Origin of the sequence: Egbenema bharatensis FJBBOT/2019 (assembly GCF_048077055.1) — a bacterium.
Classification (GTDB): Bacteria; Cyanobacteriota; Cyanobacteriia; order Elainellales; family Elainellaceae; genus Egbenema; species Egbenema bharatensis.
The window spans coordinates 1,817,495-1,830,078 of the sequence record NZ_CP182236.1 but is presented as its reverse complement, the minus strand read 5'-3'; the positions used below and the strand labels follow the sequence as shown (position 1 = coordinate 1,830,078).

Annotated in this window: 10 protein-coding genes and 1 pseudogene; 3 read left to right on the top strand and 8 right to left on the bottom strand. The window is 52.8% G+C overall.

The genetic code is table 11. From position 1 onward, the window contains the following. Positions 1–128: 128 nt before the first annotated feature. From dacB to ACM1PF_RS08530, 6 genes are all read right to left on the bottom strand, one after another. Positions 129–1,796 (bottom strand): D-alanyl-D-alanine carboxypeptidase/D-alanyl-D-alanine endopeptidase, encoded by a 1,668-nt coding sequence (gene dacB / locus ACM1PF_RS08555; RefSeq protein WP_416674008.1) that lies wholly within the window; start codon positions 1,794–1,796, stop codon positions 129–131. Then, positions 1,774–2,946 carry an LL-diaminopimelate aminotransferase gene (locus tag ACM1PF_RS08550; RefSeq protein WP_416674006.1) on the bottom strand — a complete coding sequence of 391 codons (1,173 nt, stop codon included), beginning with the start codon at positions 2,944–2,946 and terminating at the stop codon, positions 1,774–1,776. Before ACM1PF_RS08550 ends, dacB begins: the two co-directional genes overlap by 23 nt. 46 nt (positions 2,947–2,992) lie before the next feature. After that, positions 2,993–4,099 carry a DUF3326 domain-containing protein gene (locus ACM1PF_RS08545; protein WP_416674005.1) on the bottom strand — a complete coding sequence of 369 codons (1,107 nt, stop codon included), beginning with the start codon at positions 4,097–4,099 and terminating at the stop codon, positions 2,993–2,995. Positions 4,100–4,104: 5 nt separating this feature from the next. Beyond that, positions 4,105–4,317, bottom strand: coding sequence for a hypothetical protein (locus ACM1PF_RS08540; protein WP_416674003.1), 213 nt, complete (start codon positions 4,315–4,317; stop codon positions 4,105–4,107). Next, positions 4,317–4,658 (bottom strand): 2Fe-2S iron-sulfur cluster-binding protein, encoded by a 342-nt coding sequence (locus ACM1PF_RS08535; protein WP_416674001.1) that lies wholly within the window; start codon positions 4,656–4,658, stop codon positions 4,317–4,319. Before ACM1PF_RS08535 ends, ACM1PF_RS08540 begins: the two co-directional genes overlap by 1 nt. 154 nt (positions 4,659–4,812) lie before the next feature. Then, entirely contained in the window at positions 4,813–4,998 is a 186-nt protein-coding gene (locus tag ACM1PF_RS08530) for a hypothetical protein (protein ID WP_416674000.1), read from the bottom strand. A 129-nt stretch (positions 4,999–5,127) separates the two neighbouring features. Here ACM1PF_RS08530 and ACM1PF_RS08525 point away from each other — a divergent pair, with 129 nt between their 5' ends. Together ACM1PF_RS08525 and ACM1PF_RS08520 are read left to right on the top strand one after the other, a co-directional pair. Continuing rightward, positions 5,128–5,703, top strand: a complete 576-nt coding sequence (locus tag ACM1PF_RS08525; RefSeq protein WP_416673999.1) for a DUF2854 domain-containing protein — start codon at positions 5,128–5,130, stop codon at positions 5,701–5,703. 486 nt (positions 5,704–6,189) lie between these two features. Then, entirely contained in the window at positions 6,190–8,733 is a 2,544-nt protein-coding gene (locus ACM1PF_RS08520) for a glycogen/starch/alpha-glucan phosphorylase (RefSeq protein WP_416673998.1), read from the top strand. Positions 8,734–8,889: 156 nt separating this feature from the next. On the opposite strand, the gene ACM1PF_RS08515 is transcribed toward ACM1PF_RS08520, so the two are convergent. Further along, positions 8,890–10,494: a TM0106 family RecB-like putative nuclease gene (locus tag ACM1PF_RS08515; protein WP_416673997.1), complete on the bottom strand. Its 1,605-nt coding sequence runs from the start codon at positions 10,492–10,494 to the stop codon at positions 8,890–8,892. Positions 10,495–10,872: 378 nt separating this feature from the next. Then, a pseudogene (gene menA / locus ACM1PF_RS08510) lies at positions 10,873–11,726 on the bottom strand (2-carboxy-1,4-naphthoquinone phytyltransferase). Between the two features lie 328 nt (positions 11,727–12,054). Here menA and ACM1PF_RS08505 point away from each other — a divergent pair. Then, a complete protein-coding gene (locus tag ACM1PF_RS08505; protein WP_416673995.1) occupies positions 12,055–12,513 on the top strand; it encodes a hypothetical protein in 459 nt (152 codons plus the stop codon). Positions 12,514–12,584: the final 71 nt, after the last annotated feature.

The window sequence follows — 12,584 nt, the reverse complement described above, 5'->3', positions numbered from 1 at the left end:
CGCACTTCATTCACCTCCTCAATGCATTGCCTCTGCTCTGGCAGTTTCTGTCTTCTGGCAATCTCAAATGCCTGTACCCAACTCGTGGAGATTGTTACAGTTCAATCCTTGCAGTCAATCACTTGCAGTCAATCACATGATGTCAGTTGACCCAGGGTTTCTACGATTTCATCCATGCTCTGCTGGACTCGGCCCAAGGGTTGGTTGTACTGATTCACTGTGATGCTGAAGACCAAAGCTGGATAGTTGATTGGCTCAAGGTATCCTGATAGGGCGATCGCATTAGTTAGTGCCCCTGTTTTCGCCTGAAGCCTGCCTTGAATGGGGGTATTTTGAAATCGATTTTGCAGTGTACCGCTTACGCCAGCCACCGGAAGGGAACTGCGATAGAGGGGCGCATGGACGGAGCGAATCATTGCCTGGAGGGTTTGTACGGTTGCCTCAGGACTGATCAAATTTCGCCGAGACAGCCCTGAACCATCGGCCAGCGCGTAGCCTTCTGAATTGACCCCTAACTGAGTCAGAACCGTTTCTACCGCCTCGATCCCTGCTGCTAATGCGGTTTTATCCTCCCAGGTTGGATCGCTGGCGGATGCCTGTACCCCGAGAATACGCAATAGGGACTCTGCGTAAAGATTGACGCTCTCTTGATTTGCCTCCATCAACAATTCCGCCAGAGGTGGAGATTCAACGGCAGCAATTTCCGCTCCACCGTTAGTCACTGGGCTGTTGGTAATCAGGCTTTGCTGGACTTGAATACCCTGAATCGCCAAAATTTCTCCAAATCGCTGCATAAACCGTTGCGCGGGTTGCGGAACCGATACCCAGGCCCGCTCCAGCTCCGCCCCTGCCCGCAGTTGCCCCTCCACATACAGCACGTTTTGATTCAAATCGCGCCCAACGCGAACAAACTCTGGAGCTTCCGGATCGACGGTAACAGAACGGTTGACGACCTGCCACTGCGCTGTTTCTGCTGCATCCATCCAATCCACCCGCAAGGGTTGTCCCACCGCTTGAGGAGTCAGGGTTAACCCGATCGCATTTTCGTTCAGGATCAGGCTATTGACGGGCGTACCGTAACCCGCCTGCACATCTTCCCATTCCCAGGTCGGATTCGTAGCATCCCCCTGAAAGTAGGAGTCATCACCCATTAATAAATCAATCCGGGTAATCCCCCGATCGCGGAGCTGTTGAGCCAGATCTCGCAAATCCTGATCCGTCAGGCTGGGATCACCTCGTCCGGCAATTCGTAACACCGTTTCTCCAGATTGAGAGCCTAGCTGATACACGGAGGTTCGAATCCGAAAGTCTGCTCCCAGGGTTTCTAAAATGGCGGCAGAGGTCAGCAATTTAGCATTAGAAGCCGGAATAAACAGCCGTTCCGCGTTCTGAGCATACAGGGTTTGCTGATCTTCAGTTTGTACCAGAATTCCCCAGTGCCCTCGTCGGAACTCCTCACGGGTAGTAATAGCCTCGATCGCATCTTCTAAATCCGCTGGACAAAGGGCAGTTTGTGGGGTTTGAGCTTCTAGCCGGATCTCTGCCTGGATCTCTGTCTGGATCTCTGCCTGGATCTCTGCCTGGATCTCTGTCCAGTTCTCCAGGGGGGCAGCTTCCTGGGCAATGGTTGGAACAACGGGTATGCCAACAATGCCTAACCATACCGCCAACCCCATCAGATGCGATCGTTGCTCCACTCCTGGCTGCCCTCCCATCACAACTACGACCGTCACCAGAATACCGTAGCTCCAGAAAAACACAATTAAGAGAATCTTAGGATGAGAGAAACTGAGCAATGCGATCGACTGCCTGCTGCAAAACTTGGGGATCATGCACCAGCGCGAACCGGACATAACCCTCGCCAGACTTACCAAAGCCCGCCCCCGGAGCGACAGCCACCCCCGTTGCCTGCACTAATTGGGTACAGAAGCCAATGGAATTTGTTGTCCAGGGTTCCGGGAGCCTGGCCCAGATGTACATTGTGGCAGTCGGGGTTGGAACGGGCCAGCCAATCTGATGCATTGCCTGAACAAAGGCATCCCGTCGCTGACGAAAGGTATCAATCACCTGCTGGACAACAGCCTGAGATCCAGTCAGGGCAGTGCTTGCCCCATTTAGAATCCCCAGGTACTGGTTAAAGTCCACCGTTGCCTTCACCTGACGCAAAGCTCGAATGAGTTCCCTGTTGCCGATCGCATAGCCAATCCGAAAGCCCCCCATGTTGTAGGACTTGGACATCGTGAAAAACTCAATGGATACGCTCTTGTCTGGATCAGCTTGCAGCACCGAAGGCGGCGGATCGCCCTCAAAAAATAAATCACCATAGGGAAAGTCATGGACTAAAACCAGATTGTGCTGCTGGCAAAAGGCTACGGCCGATCGAAAAAAGGAGAGCGAGGCAACGGCAGTGGTGGGATTGTGGGGATAGCTCAAGACCATCATGCGGGACTGGTTCAGAACCGGCAGGGGAATATCCTCCAGCACGGGCAAAAAATGATTCTCTGCCAGTAACGGCATGGTGTAAATTTGACCATTTGCCAGGTAAACCCCTCCAGCATGGGAGGGATAGCCCGGATCTTGAAGTAAAGCAAAATCTCCTGGATTTAAAATCGCCAGAGGTAAATGGGCCGTTCCTTCCTGGGAACCAATTAAAGGTAAAACTTCCGTTTCTGGATCGACGGTAACGCCAAACTTTTGGGTGTACCACTGGGCAGCCGCCCGCCGAAAGGGAAGCGTCCCGTGAAATAGCAGATATCCATGCGTTTTCGGGTCTGAGAGGGACTGGGCGATCGTCTCCAGGACAGGAGGAGGAGTCGGCAGATCGGATGAGCCCAGGGACAAATCAATCAGGGGTTGACCGCTGGCTTTTGCCTTAGCCTTGGCGTGATCCATGTCAGCAAAGACGTTGGAGCGGAGGGGATTGAGGCGATCGGAGAGTTGGAACATGGGGAGTGGGGAGTGGGGGAGAAATAGTCTTTTGAATCTGGACTTCTCAATTGGGCAGGGGTTGAAGATGGGTGAGGCTGGGGTGGAGGGAGTGGGGGCTAATGCCGGCTTTATGGGCGACGAGCAGTCCGATCGCTTCCAGGTAGGAGTGGGCAGGGGTAACGGTGAGTCCCAGGTGATGGGCGGTGACATCCAGGCGAGTTTTGTTGTCGGATACGGCGATGATTTGGGTCGAGGTTTGACTCAAGCTCAGAACGGCACTGCCTCCACAGGCGGTGGCTGGAATGACCAGACTATCGACTTGATCGGCCCAGATGGTATCTGAATTCGATTGACCCTTTTCAGAGCGATCCTTTTCAGAAAATGGTTGCGCCGGGTTCGCTACGACAAACTGAGGGGCACGACTCAACCCCACCAGAACGCAGGGTAAAAACGTGTAGCCGATCTCTTCGGCAGCCGATCGCGGCGAGAGGGAGGAATCCAGGGGAAGGGGCAGCAAGGCGGGGGCATGGGCGCAGGGAATTTTGAAGGTGCGAACCACGAGGTGGCTGATGACCGCTTCGGCTCCAGCCAGGGGATCGACCCCCTGTCCCTGGCGATAAAGTTGGAGGGCTTCACTGCCCAGATCGTCGGAGAATCGGGCGACAATGGCGATCGCTTCTGCCTTTGCCTGAGTCATTAACTTGTCCACCGCTCGGAGCAGACTATCGGGCTGCTGAATTGTGCCCCAGGTCGCTCCAGACGCAGCAGTTCTTAATTCCACCCCCAGAGGAGCATCTGTCACTACATAGTCCGTTAAGTTCAATCCTAGCGTTGCCCGCGCCGCATCGGCTGCCTGGAGATGGCGTAATCGTAAGTCAGGCTCAATTCCCTGATCAAACACCAGCCCCACTCGATTCTGGTGCACTGACCGTAACCCCCATTCTCCTGCCGCAAACTGATCCAGCCCATATCCCTCCACGTACAATGCGTTGGGTAAGGGCCAGTAAAGCTGCGCCCCATTGAGCACATTCGGATGGGTAATTAACCGATCGGCCACCTGAGCCAGACTGCGCGCCACGGGCAGGGCATCTCCCGCATACCCCCCGATCGCTGCCCCAATTCCCGTCGGGACGATCAGCATAACGGTGTAGGGGCGTTGAACCTGCTGCATGACCTTCAAACTCGCTTGACTGCTTTGTCTGGAAGCAAAAACTCGGTTGGCGTAGTAATCACTGCTTCTACAGAAACCATTCGCCGCTCTGGGTTCACATGAGTGATTGCCCACCGCAACGGTTCACCTTGCCGCTGTAGCTCGGTCAAAATCCCTTGATGCAGGCGAGCCAGAGAGTCTTGCAGTTCAACTTCCAGGGTGATGAAGTGGGTGTGCATCACCGACGCTTGCCCTTTGACTCCTGAAATTGCCCAAATTGAAGCTGATAAACCGTTTCTTCCTTCTCAGTTTCAACTTTTAAATCCGATCGTGGATAGGCAACACAGAGAAGGGCGTATCCTTGTGCCTGAAGTTCCGGGCTAACTCCCATCCCATCGGTTTGATCGACGGAACCCTCCAGAATTTGAGCGGCACAGGTGGTGCAAACTCCAGCACTGCAAGAGAAGGGTAAGTCCAGTCCGGCCGCTAGGGCTGCCGATAGGATCGTTTCGGTTTCAGGAACGGTGAGGGTGTGGGTTGTACCCTGGTGCTGAATTTCGACAGTGTAGGTGTTCGACATAGTTGATGATGAAGACTGGGGATCTCCTCCCAGGCGGTTAATTTCCCAATCTCTACCTATAGCAGATTGGCAGGGGAAGAAGGGGGCATCGGGAGTCGAGACTGAAATGATGTGATATTTCGTTACTTTTTCTGATGATTTTGAGCGACTGGCTTCAGTCTGGGAAGGTACGCTTGAAATCATCGATCAGTTCATCAATTTCTTCGATCGCTTGATTGACATCAATTCTCAAGGTTCCTAAATCAGGTTGTTCCAGGAGGCGCAGGAGCACTTCCCGTTTGCCTTCGATAAATTTGAACCGATCGCGCAACTGATTCAGGTCTACTTGGGCATCAGACATGGGTAAAACTCCACAAGATGATGAATAATTATTAAGTGCCTATCCGAAAACTCGCTAGAGTTTTTGGCATCCAAAACCCCTGACGGGGTTCTCGGATAGGTTCTAAGTGAGTTGCGGGGCACATGGACTATGTTACGTCAAATTTCTTTAGGAACACTGGGTTTAGTGGTGGGAGGGGTGCTCTCGATCGTCGGGTTTGTCGCCTATGCCATGAATAATCCCACCTTGAACCTGGTGGGTTTTTTCTACGGCATTCCCATCCTCCTGGGTGGATTAGCCCTGAAAGCGGCTGAATTGAAGCCCGTTCCTTTTTCTAACCCCACAACCCCAGAAGTCCTGGCTCTGCGAGAGGCGCAAGCCACTTCTACCCAAAATCAGATTCGTAAAGATGTCACCCGTTACCGCTACGGACAGGAAGCCCATCTGGATAGCTCGTTGGATTACCTGGGGTTGGATCCTACGGATGAGGAGCGTCCAGTCCTGGAAGGTATCCATGAGGAGTCAGTGGAGGGAGCCTATGGGCTGGTGCTGGAGTTTGACTCGCCCTTGATTAGTTTTGATACCTGGCAGCAGAAACGGGAGAAAATTGAGCGGTTTTTTGGCCCAGGTCTGCGGGCAGAGGTGCGTCAATTGGCAGACGATCGGGTGGATGTGGTGCTGATTGCTGCGCCGGAAAGTTCAGCAGAACAGGCCCCGGCTTCGTGATTGGTGCCAGAACAGATTGCGGTCAGAATGGCTGTGAGGCAACCATCTCAGGTAATGATTCGTCTAGAGGTAAGCGTTCATTCACCCGTGGGAGCAGTAACGGGTTCAGTAAGGGGACAGGTAACAAAAGTAACTCCAGCATCATGCTATGCGGTTCTGGAAAAACTCCCCTAACCTCTTAGATAAGATGGGGCAAACGATTTCTCCTGCGCACTCAGCGAGAGCGAACCCCTGATCTGAAGACCCCTAATCTTAAGGAAGGATGTAGCTTGGCCAGGGAGAAGCCATTCAGTCGTTATACTGAAAACCTGCTTAGGGTGATCTGCACCAATCGAACCAGCGGACAGTGAACCATTCATGAGCAGTGTCCCTAAAAGTGCTCCTGAAATCAATGCTCCTGAAATGCATGAGGCTCGCTTTGAACAGGTGAGTAGATGGGTCAGTAAACGAACAGTAGATAAATAGTGTTGTTAACGAGCCGAGCTTATGAACACTCAGCCAAATGATCTTCGGGTTTATGTGGAAGACGATCGCACCGGAACAACGGTTGAAGCGTTGAAACGGGCCCTGGCCGATAATCTTTACTACATTCAGGGCAAGGATGAAAGCTTCGCAAACCTCTACGATTACTACATGGCGCTAGCCTATACCGTGCGCGATCGGTTGGTGCATCGTCGGATTAAGACTGCCCAGGCTTACTATGAAAAAGACACTAAAGTGGTCTATTATCTGTCGGCGGAATTTTTGATTGGTCGTCTGTTAATTAATAACTTGATCAACCTGGGGCTGTACGAACCGATCAACCAGGCTCTACAGGAATCTGGGCTTTCTTTAGATAGTCTGATTGAGGGAGAAGAAGAACCGGGGTTGGGAAATGGTGGTCTAGGACGGTTGGCAGCCTGTTTCCTGGATTCCCTGGCGACGCTGGAAATTCCGGCGATCGGGTATGGCATCCGCTACGAATTTGGGATTTTTGACCAGGAAATTCGGGATGGCTGGCAGGTGGAACGCCCGGATAACTGGTTACGGTTTGGCAATCCCTGGGAAATTCCTCGCCCAGACTACATGGTGGAAGTCAAGTTTGGCGGGCACACCGAGTCCTACACCGATGCGTCTGGACAGTACCGCGTTCGCTGGATGCCCCGAATTACGGTTTACGGCACGCCCTACGACATTCCCATACCGGGTTACGGTTGCAATACGGTGAATACCCTGCGGCTGTGGGCGGCCAGGGCCGGTCAGGATTTCGATTTCCATGTGTTTAACGCTGGAGACTACACTCAGGCCGTTGCCGCCAAGACTTTCTCGGAGAACATCTCTAAGGTTCTCTATCCAAACGACCATACCCCCCAGGGACGGGAACTGCGGCTTCAGCAGCAATACTTCTTTGTTTCCTGCTCCCTTCAGGACATCATTCGCCTCTACCTGCGCAAGCACAATAACTTTGATGCCTTCCCGGATAAAGCCGCGATTCAGTTGAACGACACCCATCCAGCGATCGGCGTAGCAGAGTTAATGCGCCTGCTGTTAGATGAACATCAGCTTGAATGGGATTATGCCTGGGATATTACTCGGCGTACCTTTGCCTACACCAACCACACCCTACTGTCAGAAGCTCTGGAACGCTGGCCTGTTAGCCTCTTTGGTCGCCTGTTGCCCCGTCACCTGGAAATTATTTACGCCATCAACCATGAGTTTTTGATGGAAGTGCGGCAACGCTATCCGTCGGATGCGGGTAAGCTGATGCGGATGTCGTTGATTGAAGAAGGGGAAGAGAAGCAGGTGCGGATGGCCCACCTGGCCTGTGTCGGTAGCCATACGGTAAACGGGGTGGCAGCGCTGCATACGGAACTGGTGAAAAAGGAACTGATGCGGGACTTTTACGAACTGTGGCCCCAGAAGTTCCAGAGCAAAACGAACGGCATCACGCCCCGCCGCTGGCTGCTGATGAGTAACCCACCCCTGGCGGAACTGATCACTGAGAAAATTGGCGATCGCTGGCTGAAGGATCTGGATGAGTTACGCAAGCTAGAGGCCTTTGTGGATGATCCACAGTTCCGCGCCCGGTGGCGGCAAATTAAGCACGATCGCAAATTCAGCTTTGCCCAGTACATCCAGCGGCACAACGGCATTGAGGTAGATGTCAATTCCATTTTCGATATCCAGATCAAGCGGATTCACGAATACAAGCGGCAAATCCTCAACGCCCTGCATGTGATCACCCTTTACAACCGGATCAAGGCGAATCCCGATCTGGAGATAGTGCCCCGCACGGTGATCTTCGGTGGGAAAGCCGCTCCAGGCTACTTCATGGCCAAGATGGCCATCAAGCTGATCACCTCCGTGGCGGATGTGGTGAACAACGACCCGGATATGCGCGGTCGGCTGAAGGTGGTCTTTGTCTCCAATTACAGCGTCTCGCTGGGACAGTTTGCCTACCCAGCTGCCGATCTATCGGAGCAAATTTCGACGGCTGGAAAGGAAGCCTCTGGCACGGGTAACATGAAGTTCTCCCTGAATGGCGCCTTGACCATTGGGACGCTGGATGGAGCAAACGTCGAAATCCGCGAGGAAGTCGGAGCAGAGAATTTCTTCCTGTTTGGCTTAACGGCTCAGGAAGTCACAGATCTGAAAATGCAGGGCTACCGACCGATCGACTACTACAACTCCAATCCCGCCCTCAAGCAGGTGATCGATCAACTGGCATCGGGCTTCTTCTCACCCAAGGAACCGACGTTGTTCATGTCGATTATCGATTCCTTGCTCAACCACGATGAATATATGCTGCTGGCAGATTATCAGTCCTATGTAGACTGTCAGGAGCAGGTGAGCCAGGCCTTCCGGGATTATGAGAACTGGACGCGGATGTCAATTCTCAACGTCGCGCGCATGGGCAAATTCTCCTCTGACCGGACGATCGCTGAGTACTGCCGCGAAATCTGGAACGTGGAACCCGTTTCGATCGAACTAGGCACCTACTCTCAATCGGATGCCGGACTGAAGATCCCTAAAGTCCCTGAACTAGCTTAAAGATCTCCTTGCATCACACACTATAGCTCTTGTGGGGTGGGCCTCTTGCCTGCCCTTTCTTTGTTCTTGTGAAGTGAGCATCTCGCCTGCTCTTTATCTTGTGAAGTGGGCCTCTTGCCCGCCCTTTCCTCGATCAAGCTTTACCTACTGTCCTGATCAACCATTGCGGCCCTGACAGAATTCCACCAGCCAATTTTTGACCCAATAGGTTGCCCGGCAGTCATCCTCGTTGTAATGCAAAATCGCCTCCAGGAACGATCGATCGCCTGTCCCGACCCACTGAGCATACCAGCAGATGGATTGTGCCCCATTTGCCTCCGGGTTGCGCCAGTCAAACCCGATCCAGCGGGCGATCGGCTTCAGGGCGTAACTTTCTACTGGCAGAATGGCTACCCGTGTTACCCGTTCATGCAAGTCCACAAAGCGATCGAGCAAGGGTTCTATCAAGCTGTAATCGGTGTTGTATTGTTCCGCCAACCGCTTCATCGTCTGCACTTCATAGGGACAAAAATGAAAAACCGGAGCATAGGGATACTGCCACATCAGTTCCAATAACTGTTCCCAGATCAGTTGCTCTTCCGCCTGGGTTTCTGCCAGTAACGCATGAAACGTTTCAGTGCCGGACTGACGATCGACCACCAGTATGCCGTGCAGATACACTAAATTCTGTTCGGGGGCTGCTTCGATATCAAAATAAAGCTCGATCGGCGCAGTGGGTAACTCTTCTACGGATAGGAGGGGTTCCGTCAGGGAATTAGCAAATAGAATATCCGGTAGAGCTTGGTTGTGGAGCGTCGCTCGGGCCTGGCGAATCAAGCGATGGGTCACTTGCCAACCAAAACCCGGTAAGGGTTCCAGCAGTTTAGGATTAGCCTGGTGTAAATCTTCCAGGGTGAGCAAGCCGAGTTCTTTCAGGTGAGCGTATCGACTCGGTGTCACACCCGGCAGCAGGGAGAGGTGCTGTTCCGATTGGGCAATGCCATAACAGTGCCCCAGCCATTGACATAAATCACAGCGATTATGGGCAATAAAAACCTCCGGGGCTTCATCCTGCCGGAGGGTATGAATACAGTCCTGCAAAATCTCCTGCATTCTGGGCAGCATATCCACCAGATTGACGGCGTAGGCACCTCGTTGACGCAGCATCAACCAGCTTGTTTCAGCCCAGGCTCCCTGTACCTCAGCCAGCACGTAGGCATGGAACGCAGCGGCCACCTGATAATCGACCTTGGGGCGTTTGCCCAACCGAATGTCCATCGGCACATAGACCCAATCCCCGAACAGGGAATATCCAGGCTGGCGAATTAGCAAGTCGGGACAGCTCACCAAATGCACGCCATTATCCAGCGATACATGCAGAACCCCCTTAACAATTCGATCGACCCCTTGTGCCATCAGTTCCAGGGTGGCCCTGGCTCCCGCCGCCCAATCCTGCCGGGGATATTCGGGGCGATGGGCTGGCGATTCTGAAAAAATCTCCATTTGATGGGCCAGACTATCCTGCCGCAACTTCATCAGATAGTCGCTGGGAGAAGCACAGTGCTGCTGGTCACCATAAGCATCTAGATACGATCGCCGCCGACAGCGTTGATAGTTAAACAACAGTTCATCTGTAATCCAGAGGGGTTCGGACTCGTACCCTGGTGTAGGGGAGGGCACAACCGATGCACCAGTTTGCGGATGGTTAGGCAGCAGAATCAAGGGGGCTGGGTGATTTCCCTCAGCCTCCGGCACGTTCGGTCGGTGAGGGCTAACGGACAAGAGCCTCCGTCATGGGCATAGGGGGGGTAAAACGACTGCACAGAAAGAGCGATCGATTTAAGGGCGATCGTCTAAAGGCGGTTAGACTGGTCTTTCGCTGGCTCATCCTCGATTCCATGCGAAGTATGCACATCAAAAAGTACTAAGACCCTATCCGAAAACTTACCAGGGGTGCTGGATAGTTTCTAAGATAGCAAAGCGCAAGCTAAAACGCGGTCGGCACTGCACCCTGCAACTTTGTACATCTGTCTCCTTATAGTATTGAATTGTACTGATGAATTCACTTTGTGCCAAGGAATTTTTCGGTTTGCTGCGTCTTTCAAGCCATCAAGCCATCAAGCCATCAAGCCATCAAGCCATCAAGCCAATCTCAAGCCATTAAGCTAGAAAACCCAGACACAACAATAAACCACTCCAAAAGTGAAACGATATGGCAATAAATTTACTATTGCTGACCTGTTCCGGCTGATCGTGGTAAGCACGGACATGGCGACAGAGTTGGAGCGCGGGAGAAAGCCCGAATAGAACCAATAGCACTGGAATTGGAAAAATGCCCAGCAGGACAAACAGGGTTGTCAAGCCAAAAACGCTGCCGCAAGTCCAGGGTAAAAGAGCAGCCCCTCGCTGGGTTCCCAGACGGACGATCGGCGATCGTTTGCCCGCTGCAATGTCATCTGCTACTTGATGGAAGTGGGAGCAAAATAATACCAGGCTTGTGCTGATGCCCAGAATCACCGATGCAGCCAGGTTGGTCAGCGATGCCGATTGGGTTTGGCTGTAGTAGGCAGCAGATACCGCCAGGGGGCCAAACTCCAGAAGCAGAGAATTTCCCCAAGCCCCTGATAGCCCAGACGGAAGGGCGGTCCCTGATAGGCATACCCTAGCAGGCAGCACAGGGCGATCAGAGCCAAAATCATGAAATCCTGCTGATTCCAGGCGATCGACAAGATGCCGGAAATTCCCGCTGCCAGACACAGATTGCCCAACCAGAATACCAGCGATTTATTTTGGGTCAGGTTAACCAGGGAATGGGGTTTGTTGCGATCGATTCCGGTTTCCGAGTCAAATACATCGTTGCTCAGATTTTCCCAGGCTAGAATCAGAACCGCAGACACCAGAAAGGTGAAGAAAGTATTCAGATCCACCATTCCCGTATCCCAATATGCGACGGCCGTTCCCAGGGCGATCGGCATAATGGCGACGCTGTACATCGGTGGCTTAATTGCAGCCATCCAGAGTTTCTTTTGTCCGGCGGAAACCGATGACTTAGCATAGGGTGCAGGTTCGATCGTCATGGGAATTTGGGATTCAAACGCTGAAGACCATCAGGACGCTGCACAAAACCACCAAAACAACGCGAACCGATAGGGGTTTACGGTGGTTTAAGCATCCCTGTTGAATCATACCGTGTTCGTAGCATCACACTAAATCTTTAAAATTCATGACGCTTTGTGACTGAGCCAGAACCGTTGGTAGTCGAGAACCCGGCAATGGCTCACTCTGAGATGGAATAGTCCGAGTAAAGTGGAGCTATGACGATGATGGACGTAGCATTGGCTTATGAATCGATCTGTATCTGTGGGGTTGACGATCGCCCTGCTGTGTTTGGTGATTGCCTGTAGTTCGACTCTCCTATTGGGTAGACCAGGCTCCAATGGTTCTGCTGCACCTCCTGTCCCGGAAACGATCGCCTCTCCGGGAACGGTTCCCCCCGAAAATGGCAGCCTTGCCCCAGAAGCAGCGGAAGACAGTCCTCCGGCTGAACTGATTGAAGACCTTAAATCCGTGGTCTCTAGCAAAACGGGGATTCCCAGCCATGAAGTGCTATTTGTTTCGGCGGAAGCGGTCGATTGGCCAGATGCCTGTCTGGGCGTTTCTACCGAGGATGAAGTTTGCGCCCAGGTGATTACTCCGGGCTATCGCATTGCCCTGACGACGTTGACCCAGGAATACGTCTTTCACACCGATCGATCGGGGCGGGAATTTCGGTTCGCCCATGAGGGGGAAGCTGAGGAATGAGGAAATCAGGAATTAGAAGCTGCGGTTGACTGAGGATCGGGAATTCAATGACCTGTTAATCATTCTGCCTG

Excerpts from the sequence above, each read along its gene's own strand:
- ACM1PF_RS08550 (WP_416674006.1), bottom strand. The coding sequence starts at position 2,946 with ATGTTCCAACTCTCCGATCGCCTCAATCCCCTCCGCTCCAACGTCTTT.
- ACM1PF_RS08545 (WP_416674005.1), bottom strand. The coding sequence starts at position 4,099 with ATGCAGCAGGTTCAACGCCCCTACACCGTTATGCTGATCGTCCCGACG.
- ACM1PF_RS08540 (WP_416674003.1), bottom strand. The coding sequence starts at position 4,317 with ATGCACACCCACTTCATCACCCTGGAAGTTGAACTGCAAGACTCTCTG.
- ACM1PF_RS08535 (WP_416674001.1), bottom strand. The coding sequence starts at position 4,658 with ATGTCGAACACCTACACTGTCGAAATTCAGCACCAGGGTACAACCCAC.
- ACM1PF_RS08530 (WP_416674000.1), bottom strand. The coding sequence starts at position 4,998 with ATGTCTGATGCCCAAGTAGACCTGAATCAGTTGCGCGATCGGTTCAAA.
- ACM1PF_RS08525 (WP_416673999.1), top strand. The coding sequence starts at position 5,128 with ATGTTACGTCAAATTTCTTTAGGAACACTGGGTTTAGTGGTGGGAGGG.
- ACM1PF_RS08520 (WP_416673998.1), top strand. The coding sequence starts at position 6,190 with ATGAACACTCAGCCAAATGATCTTCGGGTTTATGTGGAAGACGATCGC.
- ACM1PF_RS08505 (WP_416673995.1), top strand. The coding sequence starts at position 12,055 with ATGAATCGATCTGTATCTGTGGGGTTGACGATCGCCCTGCTGTGTTTG.